Here is a 17,295-nt window from a genome sequence, read left to right on the forward strand (position 1 = left end):
TCAACCTGCCCCGCGGGCGGCGGCGACCAGGGTGACGAGGCGGAGCGCCGCCTCGCTCGCCGGTCGGTCGGTGCGGTGCAGCGTCAACGTCCACCCCTGCGACCGGGCGATCTCCGCCAACGCATCGCGATGGGCGCGGATCCGCCGGCGATAGGCCTCGCCCCAGGCGGCGGCGTCGCCGACCCGGAGCGACAGGCCGGCCTCCAAGTCGTGCAGTTCGGCCTGGCCGGAGAACGGGAAAGTCTCCTCCACCGGATCGACCACCATGACGAGGTGGCCGCGGCTGCCGGCACCGGCGATCGCCGCGACCGCGGCCCGCACCTGCTCCGGCGGCGAGAGGAAATCGCCGATCAGCACCGCCTCGTCGAAACGTCCGACCGGGGCGCGGGGCGGCAGATCCTCGTCGAGGCCGGAGGCGTCGGCCGACAGGGTCTCGGCCATCCGCTCGACGATGGTGCGAGTGGCCTGGGGCCGCGACAGGCCGAGGAGCCCGACCCGCTCGCCGGCCTCCACGAAGGCGTCGCCGAGGGCCAGCGCCAGGACGAGGGCCCGCTCGATCTTCGGCGCCTGCGCGAGCGTGGAGCCGAAGCCCATCGAGGCCGAGCGGTCGACCCAGAACCAGACGGTATGGGCCGCCTCCCATTCGCGCTCGCGGACGTAGAGACGGTCGTCCCTCCCTGAGCGACGCCAGTCGATCCGGCTCGCCGCCTCGCCGGCGACGAAGGGGCGGAACTGCCAGAAGCTCTCGCCCGGGCCGGCCCGGCGGCGGCCGTGCAGGCCGTGCGCCAGGGTCGCGGCGACCCGGCGGGCCTCCAGGATCAGGCGCGGCATCCGCTCGGCGAGCGAAAGGGCGGTCTCGGTCTCCTGCCGGCCGGGGGCGCGGAGGCTTGCGTCCAGGACGCGTGTCGCGACCACCGGGTCAGAGCCGCCCGACGAGGCGGCCGATCAGGCCGGGGATCGTCTCGCCATCGGCGCGGGCCGCGAAGGTCAGCGCCATGCGGTGCTTCAAGACCGGCTCGGCCAAAGCCGCCACGTCGTCGACGGAGGGCGCGACCCGTCCCTCGATCAGCGCGCGGGCGCGCACCGCCAGCATCAGCGCCTGGCTGGCGCGGGGGCCGGGGCCCCAGAGCAGCTTGTCGGCGATCGCCGCGTCGCCCCCGACGGGCCGCGCCGCGCGCACGAGGTCGAGGATCGCATCGACCACCGCCTCGCCGACGGGCAGGCGCCGCACCAGGCGCTGGGCCGAGAGCAGGGCGTCGGTGTCCATCACGGCTTGCGGCCGGTGTTCCTCGGCACCGGTGGTCTCCAGCAGGATGCGCCGCTCGGCAGCGCGGTCGGGATAGCCGACGTCGATCTCGAGCAGGAAGCGGTCGAGCTGGGCCTCGGGCAGCGGATAGGTGCCCTCCTGCTCGATCGGGTTCTGGGTCGCCAGGACGTGGAACGGCCGCGGCAGATCGTGGCGGGCGCCGGCGACCGAGACGAAGCGCTCCTGCATCGCCTGGAGCAGCGCCGACTGGGTGCGGGGGCTGGCGCGGTTGATCTCGTCGGCCATCAGGAGCTGGGTGAAGATCGGCCCGCGCACGAAGCGGAACGAGCGGTGCCGGTCCTGGTCCTCGTCGAGGATCTCGCTGCCGAGGATGTCGGAGGGCATCAGGTCGGGGGTGAACTGCACCCGGCGCGCGTCGAGCCCGAGCACGGTGCCCAGCGTCTCGACGAGCTTGGTCTTGGCCAGGCCCGGCAGGCCGACGAGGAGACCGTGGCCGCCCGCCAGCACGGTGACCAGCGCGAGATCGACCACCTGCTCCTGCCCGAAGATGACCCCGTGGATCGCCTCCCGGGCGCGCCCGACGCTGGCGAGGCAGGCCTCCGCGGCGGCGACGATGCCGTCATCCATCGGGGTCGCGGCCGGCGCGCTGGCTTCCATCATGCGGGGTCCTCGTCGTCATCCGGGGGGCCTCGCGGCCCCCTGTCGGGGATCGGCGAGTGTGGCTCCCTTCCGCACCGCAAGGCAAGGTTGGCGCGACGCCGCAGGGCAGTGGGGCGGGTGGCGAACTCACGCGCCGTGCGGCTCGTCCTCCGCCCCGATCAGGGATGACGCTGTCGAGAGACGGAAGCGGCGCGGGCGATTCCCCCCGCGGGCTGCAGGGCCGTCCGGGAAAGATCGGCACGGGTAAACCCATCCCCTCTCCCGAATGGGCAGGACAGTTGCATAAGAAGGACAATTGCATAAGAGACGACTGTGGGTCGATCTGCCCTGAAAGCGAGTTCGGAGAGCGGCCTCTCTGCAAGCGAAAGATGCGGCGAGCGATCGGCAATCACGCATGCTTGTACAGCATCTTGACTTATATGCGATAGCCATGCCTACATGAGAGATTTAATCCTGCGCTTTACTGGCATGGATTAGGTAAGATGCAACCAAACAGGGATCAATGTCAAATCAAGGCGTTTGTCGCCCGATCGCCACCGGATCCACCGACACCTCCTGCTTCAAGGTCCGCAGCGCGAAGACCGAGCGCGACTGGCGGATGCCGCGGATGCGATAGAGCTTTTCACGAAGGAACCGCTCGTAATGCGCGGTGCCGCTGACCGCGACCTTGATCATGTAATCGTACTCGCCGGTCACAAGATGCACCTCCAGCACTTCGGGGATGCGCAGGATCTCGGTACCGAAGGCCTCCAGCACCGCATCGTCGTGCTTGTCGAGGGTGACCTCGATGAACACCACGTCCGGGATGCCGAGTGCCCGGTGGTCGAGCACGGCGACGTAGTCGCGGATCAGCCCCGCCTCCTCCAGGCGCCGCAGCCGCGTCCAGCACGGCGATTGCGACAGCCCGACCCGCTCGGCGAGCGCCGCGATCGTCAGCCGGCCATCGGCCCGCAGGGCACCGAGGATCTTCCGGTCGAGATCGTCGAGCCTTTGCGGCTCCGCGCCCTTCTGCGGCGCCTGCGCCCGCGCAGAACGTCTGTTCGGCGTTTCGCCCCTCGATGCCATGCTGCGTTCTCCGGTCACCCGCTTTAGCGGCGAAAAACGGCGAGGACCATCCGGCCGGACCGGGCTACAGTCGGGGAAATCAAGCGTCGCGGGAGGGCGCAGATGGCTCTTGAACAAGGGCATGCGGTGGAGGTCCGGGCCCGGATTCTCCACGTCTTCGGCGGTGTCACGCGCCCGCTCGGCGGGAGCGAACGCGCCGGCCACACTCTGAGACGCCTCGCTCTCGACGCCACCTCCTCCGCGGTCACCCTGTCGATCCTGGTTCCGGAAGGAACGGACCTGTCCGTCCTCGCTGCCCGCCTCTCGCGCCATCCGATCGCGGTCGAGGCGCAGGTCGGCGCGCCGTTCTGACACCCCCTCCCGCATCGTCCGCGACCCCCTCCCCCGCGAAGGGCTTATCCCATGCCGCCAGACGCCCCGAGCCCGCAGGCTCCGTTAAGTCTCCACGTCCCCGAGCCGGCCGTCCGTCCCGGCGGCAATCCGAGCTTTTCCGATCTCGACATCCCGGAGGCCGGCGCCGTCCGCCGGCCCGACGTCGACGTGGCGGCCGCCGACATCCGCGACATGGCCTACACGCTGATCCGGGTGCTGGATTCCGACGGCAAGGCGGTCGGCCCCTGGGCCGGCTCGCTCACCGACGACGAATTGCTCGCAGGTCTTCGCGACATGATGAAGCTGCGCGCCTTCGATGCGCGGATGCTGATGGCCCAGCGCCAGGGCAAGACCTCCTTCTACATGCAGCATCTCGGCGAGGAGGCGGTGAGCACCGCGTTCCGCCGGGCGCTCCAGCCCGGCGACATGAACTTCCCGACCTACCGCCAGGCGGGCCTGCTGATCGCCGGCGGCTACCCGCTCGTCGACATGATGTGCCAGATCTACTCGAACGAGGCCGATCCGCTGCACGGCCGGCAATTGCCGGTGATGTACTCGGCCAAGGAGCACGGCTTCTTCTCGATCTCGGGCAACCTCGCGACCCAGTATATCCAGGCGGTCGGCTGGGCGATGGCATCGGCGATCAAGAACGACACCAGGATCGCCGCCGCCTGGATCGGCGACGGCTCGACGGCGGAATCGGATTTCCACGCGGCCTTGGTCTTCGCCTCGACCTACCGGGCGCCGGTGGTGCTCAACGTCGTCAACAACCAGTGGGCGATCTCGACCTTCCAGGGCTTTGCCCGCGGCGGCTCCTCGACCTTCGCGGCCCGCGGTCACGGCTTCGGGATTCCGGCGCTCCGGGTCGACGGCAACGACTACCTCGCCGTCCACGCGGTGGCGAAATGGGCGACCGAGCGGGCGCGGCGCAACCTCGGGCCGACGCTGGTCGAATACGTCACCTACCGGGCCGGCGCCCATTCGACCTCCGACGACCCCTCCGCCTACCGGCCGAAGACCGAGTTCGATGCCTGGCCCCTCGGCGACCCGGTCAGGCGCCTGAAGGATCACCTGATCGCCCGCGGCGCCTGGTCGGAGGAGCGCCACCGCCAGGGCGAGGCCGAGATCCTCGACGAGGTCGTGGCCGCCCAGCGCGAGGCCGAGACCCACGGCACGCTGCATGCCGGCGGCAAGCCGTCGCCACGCGACATGTTCGAAGGAGTGTTTTCGGAAATGCCCCCTCACCTGCGCCGCCAGCGCCAGCAGGCGGGGTACTGACATGCCGCGCCGCACGATGATCGAGGCCATCCGCGACGCGATGGCCGTGGCGATGGAGCGCGACGACGACGTGGTCGTGTTCGGGGAGGATGTCGGGTATTTCGGCGGCGTCTTCCGCTGCACCCAAGGGCTCCAGGCCCGCTTCGGCAAGAGCCGCTGCTTCGATGCGCCGATCAGCGAACTCGGCATCGTCGGCGCCGCCGTCGGCATGGCCGCCTACGGCTTGAAGCCCTGCATCGAGATCCAGTTCGCCGACTACATGTACCCGGCCTACGACCAGATCGTGTCCGAGGCCGCGCGCCTGCGCTACCGTTCCGGCGGCCAGTTCACCGCCCCGATGGTGGTGCGGATGCCCACCGGCGGCGGGATCTTCGGCGGCCAGACCCACAGCCAGAGCCCCGAGGCCCTGTTCACCCACGTCGCCGGCCTCAAGACCGTGGTGCCGTCGAACCCCTACGACGCCAAGGGCCTGCTGATCGCCGCGATCGAGGATCCCGACCCGGTGATCTTCCTGGAGCCCAAGCGCCTCTATAACGGCCCCTTCGACGGCCACCACGACCGGCCGGTGACCCCGTGGGCCCGCCACGACCTCGGCGAGGTGCCGGACGGGCACTACACCGTGCCGCTCGGCAAGGCGGCGATCCGGCGCGAGGGGAACGCCGTCACGGTGCTGGCCTACGGCACCATCGTCCACGTCGCCGAGGCCGCCGCCGCCGAGACGGGAATCGACGCGGAGGTCATCGACCTGCGCACGCTGCTTCCCCTCGACATGGAGACGATCGAGGCCTCGGTGCGCAAGACCGGGCGCTGCGTCATCGCGCACGAGGCGACGCTGACCTCGGGCTTCGGCGCCGAGCTGGCGGCGCTCGTGCAGGAATCCTGCTTCTACCACCTGGAGGCGCCGATCGTCCGGGTCGCCGGCTGGGACACGCCCTACCCGCACGCCCAGGAATGGGCCTATTTCCCGGGCCCCGAGCGTGTCGGCCGGGCCCTTCGCGCCGCGCTGGAGGGCTGACCCATGGGCTTTCGCATCGTCAAGCTCCCGGATATCGGCGAGGGCGTGGCCGAGGCCGAGGTCTCGGCCTGGCACGTCAAGGTCGGCGACGTGGTCCGCGAGGACCAGCCCCTCGCCGACGTGATGACCGACAAAGCCACCGTCGAGATCCCCTCGCCGGTGAGCGGTACCGTGGCGGCACTGGGCGCCGAGGCCGGCCAGATGCTGGCAGTCGGCGCCGAATTGGTGCGGCTGGAGATCGAGGGCGGCGAGGCCGCTCCCGAGGCCGGGGTCGCGGTGGCGCCCGAGATCGCCAAGGCGCAGGACGCGGCGGCCGGCAAGCCCGCCGCCGCCCTGATCCCGGCCGCGGACGGCCTGGAGCCGGCGCAGCCCGCACCTGCCCCGCCTTCTGCTGCCGCGCCGAAACCCGCCGAGCCACCGAAGCCTGCACCGACCAAACCCGCTTCCCCTGCCCCGCGCCCCGCGGCGGCAGCACCCTCCTCCGGCCCGCCGCGCCCTCCCGGCGAGAAACCGGTCGCCTCGCCTGCCGTGCGCCGGCGGGCGCTGGAGGCCGGGATCGACCTGCGCCAGGTCCGCGGCACCGGCCCGGCCGGCCGCATCGGCCACGACGACCTCGACGCCTTCCTGAACACCCCGCCGGAGGATGCCGCGCCGGCCCCCGCCGGCCGCGCCCCGCGCACGGGCGTGGAGGAGATCAAGGTCATCGGCCTGCGACGGCGCATCGCCCAGCGGATGGCCGACGCCAAGCGCCGCGTCGCCCATTTCTCCTACGTCGAGGAGGTCGACGTGACGGCGGTGGAGGAGCTGCGCGCCGCCCTCAACCAGCGCCACGGCGCGACCCGGCCGAAGCTGACCCTGATCCCGTTCCTGGTCCAGGCCCTGGTGCGGAGCCTCCCGGACTTCCCGCAGATGAACGCGCATTACGACGACGAGGCGGAGGTGATCCACCGCCATGCCGGCATCCATGTCGGCATCGCGACGCAGACGCCGTCGGGCCTGATGGTGCCGGTGCTCCGTCACGCCGAGACCCGCGACGTGTGGAACTCGGCGGCCGAGGTTCGCCGCCTGGCGGAGGCCGCCCGCAACGGCCTGGCCGCCCGGGACGAACTCTCGGGCTCGACCATCACCATCACGTCGCTGGGGGCGCTCGGCGGCATCGTGACGACGCCGGTGATCAACCGACCGGAAGTGGCGATCATCGGCGTCAACAAGCAGGTGATGCGCCCGGTCTGGCGCGATAACGCCTTCGTGCCGCGCCTGACGATGAACCTCTCGGCGTCCTTCGACCACCGGGTGGTCGACGGCTACGACGCCGCCCTGTTCGTGCAGGCGCTCAAAGGCCTGATCGAGACGCCCGCGACCCTGTTCATGGAGGCCTGATGTGGGCGAGATCACCACCAAGCTCCTGGTGCTCGGCGGCGGCCCGGGCGGCTACGTCGCGGCGATCCGCGCCGGCCAGCACGGCATCGACACCGTGCTGGTCGAGGAGAACCGCTTGGGCGGCACCTGCCTCAATGTCGGCTGCATCCCCTCGAAGGCGATGATCCACGCCGCCGAGGCGTTTCACGCGGCGGTGCTGCAATCCGAGGACGCCTCGCCCTTCGGCCTCTCGGCCGGCCCGCCGCGCCTCGACTTCTCCCGCACGGTGGCCTGGAAGGACGGTATCGTCGGGCGGCTCAACACCGGGGTGGCGTCGCTCCTGAAGCGCGGCGGGGTCAAGATCCTGCGCGGGCGCGGCACCATGGTCGACGGCAAGACCTGCCTCGTCGAGACCGATACCGGCCCCGAGCGGGTTCGGGCCGAGCACGTGATCCTGGCCACCGGCTCGGTCCCGGCGGCACTCCCCCACCTGCCCTTCGGCGGGCGGGTGATCTCCTCGACCGAGGCCCTGTCGCTGCCGAGTGTCCCCGCCACGATGGCGGTGGTGGGCGCGGGCTATATCGGCCTCGAACTCGGCACCGCCTTCGCCAAGCTCGGCGCCAAGGTCACGGTGGTGGAGATGGCCGAGCGGATCCTGCCGGCCTACGATGCCGAGCTGACCCGGCCGGTGGCGCGGCGCCTCGCGGGGCTCGGGATCGAGGTGCTGCTCGGCGCCAGGGCGACCGGCCTGTCCAGCGACGCGCTGGCCGTCGAGGTCGGCGGAGACTCGAAAAAGATTCCGGCGGAGGTGATCCTGGTCGCGGTCGGGCGCAAGGCGCGCACGCAGGATCTCGGGTTGGAGCGGCTCGACCTCGACATGAGCGGACCGTTCATCCGCATCGACGAGCGTTGCGCCACCTCGATGCGCAACGTCTGGGCGGTCGGCGACGTCACCGGCGAGCCGATGCTGGCCCACCGCGCCATGGCGCAGGGCGAGATGGTGGCCGACCTCGTGGCGGGCCGCCGCCGCGCCTTCCACAAGGTGGCGATTCCGGCGGTCTGCTTCACCGACCCGGAGGTGGTCTCGGCCGGCCTCTCGCCGGAGGAGGCCCGTGCCGCCGGCCACGAGATCCGCACCGGCCTGTTTCCCTTCGCGGCGAACGGCCGCGCCATGACGCTCGGCGCCGAGGACGGCTTCGTGCGGGTGACGGCGCGGGCCGACAACCACCTCATCCTGGGCATCCAGGCCGTGGGGGCCGGGGTCTCGGAACTCGCGGCGGGATTCGGCCTGGCGCTGGAGATGGGCGCTCGGCTGGAGGACGTGGCCGGCACGATCCACGCCCACCCGACCCTCGGCGAAGCCTTCCACGAGGCGAATCTCCGGGCGCTCGGGGAAGCGTTGCACATCTGAAAAACGGCGCCGCCGCGCAAATCGGCGCCCGATATGCGAGAGGATCGGTCGTCCGGGCGGCGGAGGGACGACGCGTGAGCGAGAAGAAGCGCCGGGCCACGGCCGCGGAGATCCGCGACCGGGCCTTCGGCGACGTGATCGAGTGGCTGGAATACCGCGTCGCGGTGTGCCGCGACGGGCTGGAGCGCTACACTGCCTCCCACGGCGCCGACAGCCGGGCCGTGGCGACGGAGCGCGCCGCGGCGTTCGAGGCCGAGCTGATCCTGCGCGAGATCGGCAAGCTCGCACAGGCGGCGCCGCGCTCGAAGGCGTTTCGCGAGGCCGCCGAGGCACGCCGCCGCTTCATCGCCGCGCAGCGCGAGCGGACCGGCGACGCGGGCACGCCGGACGAGGCCTGAGGGGCTGCTGCCGCAGCGCCACCCGCGGCACGAAGATTTTTCCCGTTCCTCATTGAATAGAACCGAGTCCGCGTGAAATACTCCGAAGTCGGTTCGCACCAGACGGGCCGGAATCCGGGGAGAATCGCCATGACGGGCCGGGGCCGCTTGCGCCTGGAGAGACTCGTTTCCGTGCTCGCCCTCTGCCTCGCCGCGCAAGGCGCGCGCGCCGAGGTGAAGACCGGGCCGGTGCTGACGCATTGGGGCCTGTGCGAGGCCTCTGGCGCCGTTCCCTATCCGGCCGGCAGCTTCGGCGACCGCTTCCTGGTGGTCGACGACGAGGACAACACGCTCCGCCTCTACAAGGCCGACGAATCCGGCGCACCGCTCGCCCTGAAGGGCGGCGACCTCGACGCCGCGCTCGCGACGAGCGGCCGCGAGGAGCCCGCCAAGGCCGACCTCGAATCCCTTGCCTGGCTCGGCAGCGACCTGGTGCTGATGGGCTCGCATGCCCGCGACACGGACGGCCGCACCCGCGAGGCCTCGCGCCAGATGCTCGCCCTGTCGGTCGGGGGCGACGCCAAGGCCCCGGCGGTATCGCCGAAGGGCAAGGCGTTCACGGGGTTTGTCAAGGCGCTGGCCGATCTCGACCCGCGCCTGTCCGAGCGCATCGCCGTCGATCTCGCGGCGAAGGCGAGCCTGAGCCCGAAGCGGCGCGGCCTCGCCCTCGAGGGCCTGAGCCCGATGCCAGACGGGCGCGGCCTGTTCGTGGGCCTGCGCAACCCGCTCAACGCCGACAACGATGCCCTGGTGGTGCCGTTCGAGAACGCCGCCGAGGCGCTGGCGAGCGGCGCCGCGCCGAAGCTGGCAAAGCCCATCGCCCTCGACCTCAAGGGCCGGGGCATCCGCGACATCGCCTATGCGCCGGGGATCAAGGCGTATTTCCTCGTCGCCGGCGGCTCCGGCAGCGGCGGCGAGGCCGCCGACCTCTACCGCTGGTCGGGTACGGTCGGCGAGGCGCCGACCCGGGTTCCTGGGGTAGCCGAAGCGCTGGCGGCGCTCCCGGATTTCCAGCCCGAAGGCCTGATCGTGTCTTCGGACGGGAAGAAGGTGCAGGTGATCAGCGACGATGGCGACATCTGCCCGGCGCGCAAGCCGCAGGGGTTTCGGAGTGTGGTGCTGGAGTTGGAGTGAGAGGTATTCGCTCCACTGATCCTTCAGCGATCTCGTGTCTCTTGTTTCATCCCGATGCCCGCCGCGAGACGGGTCTCGGGGTGATGTCGGCGAAGCCCGGGAGAAGAGACGGAACGGCATCCGCGCTTTGAGGACCTGGCGGTAACGACATCCGATCGGCTTGACCATGCGCAGGATGGTGATCGACCGGATGCGGCTTCGGGAGGGGCTGCTTCCAGGCTATCGATGACGACGAGGTCCATGACGGGTTTGCAGTCTGACGGCTTTCGGGCAGGATCGCGAAAGAGTCGGACGTCGACCGCCCCCTTGGCCAAGCCTGCCAGCGCCGAGGAGGTGCGCGCATTTCACGCGAGGCTGATGGCCGTCGCCAGCGGCTCAGATGATCCGCGGCTCGAACGTGTCTTCGACATCGTGCCGCGGGAGGCATTTCTGGGTCCCGGACCATGGAAGATCATGGTCAATGAGCGCTACGTCGAAACACCGACTACCGATCCGGTCTTCGTCTACCAGAACTGCCTCGTTGCCCTCGATGCCGCCAGGCGCATCAACAACGGCGAACCGTTCCTGCATGCGCGCTGGATCGGAGCGATCGCCCCGAAGAGGGGCGAGACCATCGTCCACATTGGAGCGGGCGCCGGATATTACACCGCTCTCCTGTCGATGCTGGCCCTGCCGAGCGGTCGCGTACACGCCTATGAGATCGAACCGGGACTGGCCCGCCGCGCCTCCGACAACCTCGCGCCATTCGAGGGCGTGACTGTCGTGCAGGGCGATGCGACGGAATTGCCCCTGCCGGATTGCGACGTGATCTACGTCAATGCGGGGGTCGTTTCACCGCCCGGTCCTTGGTTGAAAGCCCTGCGACCCGGCGGGCGGATCGTCTTTCCGTGGCGGCCCTCGACGCAGCTGGGGGTCGCCGTGATGATGACCCGAGCGGACACGAGCTTCACGGTCCGGCTGTTGGGACCGGCGTGGTTCATCCCCTGCGTCGGTGCGTCGGACCCGGCAGGTTGCATCAAGTCCCCCAGCCTATCGCAGGCGCATTCCATCGGAGCGGCGTGGCTGATCGAAGATCGAGCGCCGGACGATACGGCTGTCGCCCTATGCCGGGATGTCTGGTTCTCGGGCGGGCCGGAATAGAACCGGACGACCGATCCGGGTCGACAGGGGAACGGCCGGTTCGGGATGGGCGACAGCCCCATGGTCACGAGACCGCCGCTTTCGGGCAGAGGGGTCGGGGCCGCGCACCCCACTCAGCAGCGTTTCACCGGCGGTCGAAGGATACGCCGATGCCATCGCAGGCGGGTTTTCGAGTCGGTGACGTATCTCTGCGAGACGGTCATGCGACGAGTGCCGCCGGGCGAACCGAACGTTCTTCGACGATGACCGCGACCGTGTCGTCATCACGCACGCGGCCCGTGATCCTATCTCCACGAACGACGCCGTCCGTTGCCCGCCCTGCCGCAGCATATGCCGAGATGCCGCGAGCCGGCACGACTCTACAGTTCATCGCGGCCCTCGCGCCGCGTGAAGCCCCGCCTCACGACGGAGCCGCGCCTCCCAGGCGCTCCCTCTCCCGCAACGCCTCGATGAGATCGAGCACGCGCGCGACCTGCGCCCCGACATTCCACCAGGCCGGCCGCGGCAGGGCGGGAGGCACGGGCATCGCCGCCACCGCCTCGACCAGGAAGGCCGCCTCCGGCAAGGCCGGTCGGTCGGCGCGGCGGGTCGAGGCGGTGGTCAGCGCCCGGGCGAGAAGTTGCGCCTTGCGGGCCCCCGGCACCCGGGCGCGGCGGGTGACCGGGTCGAGGCCGGCGCGGGCGAGGTCGCGGCCGATCTCGGCGTAGATCAGCCCGGCGGCGCGCACCGCCGGGCGGCAGGCGGGGAGCAGCATCGCGATGCCGGATTCGGCCCGGGCATAGAGGAGGTCGGCCGCCGCGAGCAGGCGGGCCACCACGGCGGCGAGCGCGGGGCTCGGCTCGGGCCGGGCCAGGAAGGCGCCGGGGTCGATCCCGGCCTCGCGCAGCCAGTCTTCCGGCAGGTAGAGGCGCCCGTTGCGGGCATCCTCGCCGACGTCGCGGGCGACGTTGGTGAGCTGCATGGCGATGCCGAGGTCGCAGGCCCGGGCGAGGGCCTCGGGCGAGCGCTCGCCCATCACCAGGGTCATCATCGCCCCGACCGAGCCGGCGACCCGGGCCGCGTAGGCGACGAGGGAGGAGAGGTCGGGGTGGCGCCGCCCGGCGGCGTCCCAGGCGAGACCCTCGAGGAGGGCGGCGGGCAGCGCCTCGGGGATGGCGTGCCGGGTCACGATCTCGGCGAGCGCCCGGTCGGCGGGGGCGTCCGCCGGCCGGCCGGCATAGGCGGCGGCGAGGCGGGCGCGCAGACGCGGCACGGCATCGGCTCGGGCGCCCGCCCCGTCCACCGCGTCGTCGGAGAGGCGGCAGAAGGCGTAGAGCCCGTAGGCGTCGCGGCGCACCGCCTCGGGCAGCAGCCACGAGGCGGCATAGAAGCTGCGCGAGCCGGCCCGGATCGCGTCCCGGCAGGCGCTGTGGTCTGCGGAGCGGGCCAGGGCGGCGGCGAACGGCGTCGGGCGACGCGCATCAGGCGAAGACGGCAGCATCGGGCACCACGCGATCGAGGATCTTCGAGGAGGACAGCACCCCCGGAAGCCCGGCCCCCGGATGGGTGCCGGCGCCGACGAGGTAGAGGTGGCGCACCGCGCCGCAGCGGTTGTGCGGGCGGAAATAGGCGCTCTGGGTCAGGATCGGCTCCAGGCCGAAGCCCGAGCCGCGCCAGGACAGGAAGTCGTCGGAAAAGTCCTGCGGCGTCGTCACCCGGGAGGTGACGAGGGCATCCGACAGGCCCGGCAGCACGGTCGCTTCGAGGCGCGCGGCGATGCGCTGCCGGAACGGCTCGGCCAGCGCCGCCCAATCCTGCCCGCCGGCGAGGTTCGGCACGGGAGCCAGGGCGTAGAACGCGTCGTGCCCCGGCGGCGCCACGCCCGGATCGGTCGCGGTCGGCCGGTGCAGGTAGAGGCTCATGTCCTCGGCCAGCACCTTTCGCGAAAAGATGTCGTCGAGGAGCCCGCGATAGCGCGGCCCGAGCAGGATCGTGTGGTGGGCGAGTTCCGGATAGCGGCGCCGCGTGCCGAAGTACCAGACGAACAGCCCCATCGAGGAATGCGCCCTGGACAGGCGCCGCTCGCGCCAGCCCCGCGCCTCCTTCGGCAGCAGATGGAGCGCGGTGACGGCGGAATCGGCGTTCGACACCACCACGTCGGCGGGAATCTCGGTGCCGTCGGCGAGCGCGACGCCCCGGGCGGTGCCGTCCTTCACCAGAATTCGCTCGACCTCGGCGCCGCACCGCACCTCGCCGCCCTGGCCCTCGATCAGCGACACCATCCCGCGCACCAGGGCGCCTGTGCCGCCGAGAGCCGAATGCACGCCCCAGCGCCGCTCGAGCGACGCGATCAGGCAGTAGAGCGCGCTCGCCCGGAACGGCGAGCCGCCGATGAGCAGCGGGTGGAAGCTGAAGGCCGTGCGCAGGCGCTCGTCGCGAAACACCGACGAGACCAGGCTGTAGACGCTGCGATGACCGCCGATCCGCAGGAGGTCGGGGGCGATGCGCAGCATGTCGGTGAGGCGCCCGAACGGCACCGCGCCGAGCTGCTCGAACCCGACCCGACACAGCTCGTCGGACAGCGCCATGAACCGGTCGTAGGCACCGCCCTCACCGGGGGACAGGCGCTCCACCTCGGCGCGCATGGCGTCGGCCTCGCCGCACATGGCGAAGGTGGCGCCGTCGTCGTAGCGGATGCGGTAGAACGGCCGCATCGGTACGAGCGTCACGTCGTCGGCGAGACGACGCCCGCAGAGCGCCCACAATTCCTCGAACAGGAACGGCGCGGTGACGATGGTCGGCCCGGCATCGAAGGCGAAGCCGTCCTGCCGGTGGACCCGCGCCCGCCCACCCGGCTGGTCGAGCCGTTCGAGCACGCTCACCCGGTAGCCCCGCACGCCGAGCCGGATGGCCGCCGCGAGCCCGCCGAAGCCGCTGCCGATCACCACCGCACGGGGGCGGCGCCGGGCGGACGTGACCCGCGGCGGCGCATCGTCGAGTGTCAACATAGGTTGACACTATCGTCGCGGTCGGGGCGGGTGGCAAGCGGGAAAGGTGGTTTTCCGGGCCGGCGCCTCATGACGCTCGCGCGCTCACCGGCGCACGAGCGTCAAGCTGCATTGACGCCTGCTCCGTGTGGCCTCGGCCGGGCGCCTACACGTCGCAGCTCAATCCCAACGCCGCCAGCCCCTCGTCGAGCAGGTCGCCGACATTCGGGATGCCCAGGAGGTAATCGGCGGGGCGGGTGCCGGCGGCCTCGCGCTCGCGGGCGAGACGGACCGCGTCGGGGAATTCCTCCGGCTCCATGTCGCCGCGGCCGACGAACAGGATCGCCACCAGCTCGGCCCGCTCGTCGTCGTTGAGGCCGGCGATCACCTCGCGCAGCTCCTCCTCGGTGGCGTCGTCGGTGCCGTCGACCAGCACGTCGCGGGCGCCGTCGTCGATCGGGTTCGAGCCGGAATCAGGGTCGCTCAGGCCCTCCTTCACGTCGAGGGCCCGGACCCGCAGGATGAACTCACAGACCTTCTCTACGGCGATGTCCATCGGTCGAACCTCCTCGCACCACGCGCGACACTGAATGCCAGCCTCAACCCGCGAAGCGCGGCCGGGTTCGCCTTTCTCGCTTCGCCTCTGGTTTCTCGCTTCGCCTCTGGACGGCGGGGCCGTTCGACATCAAGTGAGCGGCGGCGCGCCCATCCTCCGAGATTCCCGCCCCGAGGTTCCCGATGCTCATCAACGCCGCCTTCGCGGCCCTGCGGCAGGTCTTCTCCCCGCCGCTCCGCGCGATCCTGTGGAAGTCGCTCGGTCTCACGGTCGGGCTCTTGGTCCTGGTATGGTTCTGCCTCACCAAGGGCATCGCGGCGATCCTCGCCGCCCACCCGATCTCGACCGACTACGCGATGGTCAACGCCGTGGCGTCGTTCCTGGCCGGGGCCGGGCTGTTCGTCGGGCTCGCCTACATCCTGCCGCCGGTCTCGATCCTGGTGGCGGGCTACTTCCTCGACGACGCCGCCGACATCGTCGAGCGCACCAACTTCCCCGACGAGGTGCCGGGCCGGGCGATGCCGCTCTCCCAGGCGATGCTCTACACGGTACGATTCGCCGCGCTGGCGCTGGCCGTCAACCTCGCGGCCCTGCTCCTGCTGCTGGTGCCGGGCGTCAACGTGGCGGCGTTCTTCCTCGCCAACACCTACCTGCTCGGGCGCGAGTATTTCGAGCTCGCCGCCGCCCGGTTCCGGCCCCTGACCGAGGCCGGCGCCATGCGGCGCCACCATTCGGCGACCGTGATGCTCGCCGGTGCGCTGCTCGCCGGGCTGATGCTGGTGCCGATCGTCAACCTGATCACGCCGCTCTTCGGCATCGCCCTGATGGTCCACGTCCACAAGGGCCTGAGCCGCGACCGGCTGCTGAAGGCCCCGACCTCGCGCCCGCCCCTGGCGATGGACCGCGACCGGCTCGACGCGGGCAGGCGCTGATCCGGTTTCCGCATCGCGAAGCGATCAATCGGCAGCCGTACGAGACGGTTGCGGATCGTGCCGGGCGCGCGCACCCTGGCGCCATGCCCGGCGAGACCCACGACGTGCTGAACCAGAGCCCGCCCTTCGGCGACGTGAACCTGTTTGCGGCCGATGCGGCGCTGCGGGGCGCCGTCGCGGCCTTCGGACCGGATGCGGCCGACGGGCTCGACAGTTTCGGCGTGCACTGGGGAACGGCCGAGCGGCTCGATCTCGGCCGCCTCGCCAACGCCCACCCGCCGATCCTGCGCACCCACGACCCGCGAGGGCACCGGGCCGACCGGGTCGAGTTCCACCCGGCCTACCACGCCCTGATGGCGGACAGCGTCGCGGACGGCCTGCACGCCTCGATCTGGGACGGGGCGGATCCGGAAAGACCCCGGGCGCGGGGCCGTCTCGCCCGGGCGGCGCGGGTCTTCATGGTGGCGGGCGTCGAGAGCGGGCATCTCTGTCCGATGACCATGACGAGCGCGGCGGTCGCGGCGCTCGAGTCCGCCCCCGACCACCTCGCCGCCTGGCTGCCGCGGATCGTGAGCCGGCGCTACGATCCGCGCTTCAAGCCCTGGTTCGAGAAGGCCGGCGTCACCCTCGGCATGGGGATGACCGAGAAGCAGGGCGGCACCGACCTGCGCGCCAACACCACGACGGCCGCGCCCGCGGGCGGCGACACCTACGCGCTCACCGGCCACAAGTGGTTCTTCTCGGCGCCGATGTCCGACGGTTTTCTGGTGCTGGCGCAGGCCCCCGGCGGGCTCACCTGCCTGCTGGTGCCGCGCCACCGGCCCGACGGCAGCGTGAACGCCCTGCACCTGCAACGCCTGAAGGACAAGCTCGGCAACCGCTCGAACGCCTCCGCGGAGGTCGAGTTCGCGCGAGCCTTCGGCTGGCGTATCGGCGAGGAGGGCCGCGGCGTTCCGACCATGCTGGCGATGGTGCAGCTGACGCGTCTCGATTGCGCGGTCGCCTCGGCGGGTCTCTGCCGCATGGCCCTGGTGCTGGCCCTCCACCATGCCCGCCATCGCCAAGCGTTCGGGAAAGCCCTGGCCGACCAGCCGGCGATGCGCCGGGTGCTGGCCGATCTCGCCCTCGAGAGCGAGGCGCAGACGGCTTTGACCCTCCGGCTCGCCGCCACCTTCGACCGGGGCGAGGCGGCGCACACCCGGCTTCTCACCCCGGCGGTGAAATACGCTGTGTGCAAGGCGGCGCCCGGCTTCGTCTACGAGGCGATGGAGGCTCTCGGCGGCAACGGCTACGTCGAGGAGAGTCCCCTGCCCCGGCTCTACCGCGAGGCGCCGGTCAACGCGATTTGGGAGGGCTCCGGCACCGTCATGGCCCTCGACGTGCTGCGCGCCGCCACGCGGGCGCCGGAGGAGGTCGTGGGGCTGGTGGCGGAACTCGGCGAGGAGGCGGAGGGCCTGCCGGGCGTGCGCGAGGCTGCCGCCGACATCGTTGCGGCGCTCCGGGCGCCCGACGCCGAGGCCCGCGCCCGCTTCGCCACCGGCCGCCTCGCGACCCTCGCCGCCACCGCGTCCCTGGCCGCCTGCGCGCCGCCGGCCGTCGCGGAGGCCTACGCGGCGACGCGGCTCGCGCGGGAGCGGGCGATCTACGGGGCGAACGGGATCGGGGCGGTGACGGAGATGCTGCTCGGCCGCGCCCTGCCGTGA

The 17,295-nt window shown here is 71.5% G+C and carries 16 protein-coding genes; 10 read left to right on the forward strand and 6 right to left on the reverse strand.

Features of this window, described 5'->3' with window-relative positions:
* The 3 genes from HBB12_RS26615 to HBB12_RS26625 form a co-directional block, all read right to left on the reverse strand.
* A complete protein-coding gene (locus tag HBB12_RS26615; protein WP_236992110.1) occupies positions 1 to 915 on the reverse strand; it encodes a DUF58 domain-containing protein in 915 nt (304 codons plus the stop codon).
* 4 nt (positions 916 to 919) lie between these two features.
* On the reverse strand, positions 920 to 1,927 hold the full coding sequence (locus HBB12_RS26620) for an AAA family ATPase (RefSeq protein WP_236992111.1): 1,008 nt from the start codon (positions 1,925 to 1,927) through the stop codon (positions 920 to 922).
* Positions 1,928 to 2,437: 510 nt separating this feature from the next.
* Positions 2,438 to 3,115 carry an Lrp/AsnC family transcriptional regulator gene (locus HBB12_RS26625; protein WP_336886957.1) on the reverse strand — a complete coding sequence of 226 codons (678 nt, stop codon included), beginning with the start codon at positions 3,113 to 3,115 and terminating at the stop codon, positions 2,438 to 2,440.
* On the opposite strand from HBB12_RS26625, the gene HBB12_RS26630 reads away from it, so the two are divergent.
* The 8 genes from HBB12_RS26630 (at position 3,095) to HBB12_RS26665 (ending at position 11,138) form a co-directional block, all read left to right on the forward strand.
* Complete coding sequence (locus HBB12_RS26630; protein ID WP_236992112.1) at positions 3,095 to 3,343, forward strand: hypothetical protein; 249 nt, start codon at positions 3,095 to 3,097, stop codon at positions 3,341 to 3,343. The two genes, HBB12_RS26625 and HBB12_RS26630, sit on opposite strands and share 21 nt — an antisense overlap.
* Before the next feature lie 51 nt (positions 3,344 to 3,394).
* Positions 3,395 to 4,642: a 3-methyl-2-oxobutanoate dehydrogenase (2-methylpropanoyl-transferring) subunit alpha gene (locus tag HBB12_RS26635; RefSeq protein ID WP_236992113.1), complete on the forward strand. Its 1,248-nt coding sequence runs from the start codon at positions 3,395 to 3,397 to the stop codon at positions 4,640 to 4,642.
* A gap of 1 nt (position 4,643) precedes the next feature.
* Positions 4,644 to 5,657 (forward strand): alpha-ketoacid dehydrogenase subunit beta, encoded by a 1,014-nt coding sequence (locus HBB12_RS26640; RefSeq protein WP_236992114.1) that lies wholly within the window; start codon positions 4,644 to 4,646, stop codon positions 5,655 to 5,657.
* A 3-nt stretch (positions 5,658 to 5,660) separates the two neighbouring features.
* Positions 5,661 to 7,037, forward strand: coding sequence for a dihydrolipoamide acetyltransferase family protein (locus HBB12_RS26645; protein ID WP_236992115.1), 1,377 nt, complete (start codon positions 5,661 to 5,663; stop codon positions 7,035 to 7,037).
* Between the two features lies 1 nt (position 7,038).
* Positions 7,039 to 8,427, forward strand: a complete 1,389-nt coding sequence (lpdA, locus tag HBB12_RS26650; protein ID WP_236992116.1) for a dihydrolipoyl dehydrogenase — start codon at positions 7,039 to 7,041, stop codon at positions 8,425 to 8,427.
* A gap of 74 nt (positions 8,428 to 8,501) precedes the next feature.
* Entirely contained in the window at positions 8,502 to 8,825 is a 324-nt protein-coding gene (locus HBB12_RS26655) for a hypothetical protein (protein ID WP_236992117.1), read from the forward strand.
* A gap of 171 nt (positions 8,826 to 8,996) precedes the next feature.
* Positions 8,997 to 9,998: a DUF3616 domain-containing protein gene (locus HBB12_RS26660; RefSeq protein WP_236992118.1), complete on the forward strand. Its 1,002-nt coding sequence runs from the start codon at positions 8,997 to 8,999 to the stop codon at positions 9,996 to 9,998.
* A 306-nt stretch (positions 9,999 to 10,304) separates the two neighbouring features.
* Complete coding sequence (locus tag HBB12_RS26665; protein WP_236992119.1) at positions 10,305 to 11,138, forward strand: protein-L-isoaspartate O-methyltransferase family protein; 834 nt, start codon at positions 10,305 to 10,307, stop codon at positions 11,136 to 11,138.
* A 400-nt stretch (positions 11,139 to 11,538) separates the two neighbouring features.
* Here the strand turns inward: HBB12_RS26665 and HBB12_RS26670 are convergent, their stop codons facing one another.
* From HBB12_RS26670 to HBB12_RS26680, 3 genes are all read right to left on the reverse strand, one after another.
* On the reverse strand, positions 11,539 to 12,618 hold the full coding sequence (locus tag HBB12_RS26670; RefSeq protein WP_236992120.1) for a phytoene/squalene synthase family protein: 1,080 nt from the start codon (positions 12,616 to 12,618) through the stop codon (positions 11,539 to 11,541).
* Positions 12,599 to 14,125 carry a phytoene desaturase family protein gene (gene crtI, locus HBB12_RS26675; protein WP_236992121.1) on the reverse strand — a complete coding sequence of 509 codons (1,527 nt, stop codon included), beginning with the start codon at positions 14,123 to 14,125 and terminating at the stop codon, positions 12,599 to 12,601. Before crtI ends, HBB12_RS26670 begins: the two co-directional genes overlap by 20 nt.
* Before the next feature lie 145 nt (positions 14,126 to 14,270).
* Entirely contained in the window at positions 14,271 to 14,660 is a 390-nt protein-coding gene (locus HBB12_RS26680; protein ID WP_236992122.1) for a DUF3775 domain-containing protein, read from the reverse strand.
* A 182-nt stretch (positions 14,661 to 14,842) separates the two neighbouring features.
* Between HBB12_RS26680 and HBB12_RS26685 the strand changes: the two genes are divergently transcribed.
* Both HBB12_RS26685 and HBB12_RS26690 read left to right on the forward strand, forming a co-directional pair.
* Positions 14,843 to 15,592 (forward strand): sulfate transporter family protein, encoded by a 750-nt coding sequence (locus HBB12_RS26685; RefSeq protein ID WP_236992123.1) that lies wholly within the window; start codon positions 14,843 to 14,845, stop codon positions 15,590 to 15,592.
* Positions 15,593 to 15,675: 83 nt separating this feature from the next.
* On the forward strand, positions 15,676 to 17,295 hold the full coding sequence (locus HBB12_RS26690; RefSeq protein WP_236992124.1) for an acyl-CoA dehydrogenase family protein: 1,620 nt from the start codon (positions 15,676 to 15,678) through the stop codon (positions 17,293 to 17,295).

Source organism: Methylobacterium sp. SyP6R (assembly GCF_019216885.1).
GTDB lineage: Bacteria > Pseudomonadota > Alphaproteobacteria > Rhizobiales > Beijerinckiaceae > Methylobacterium.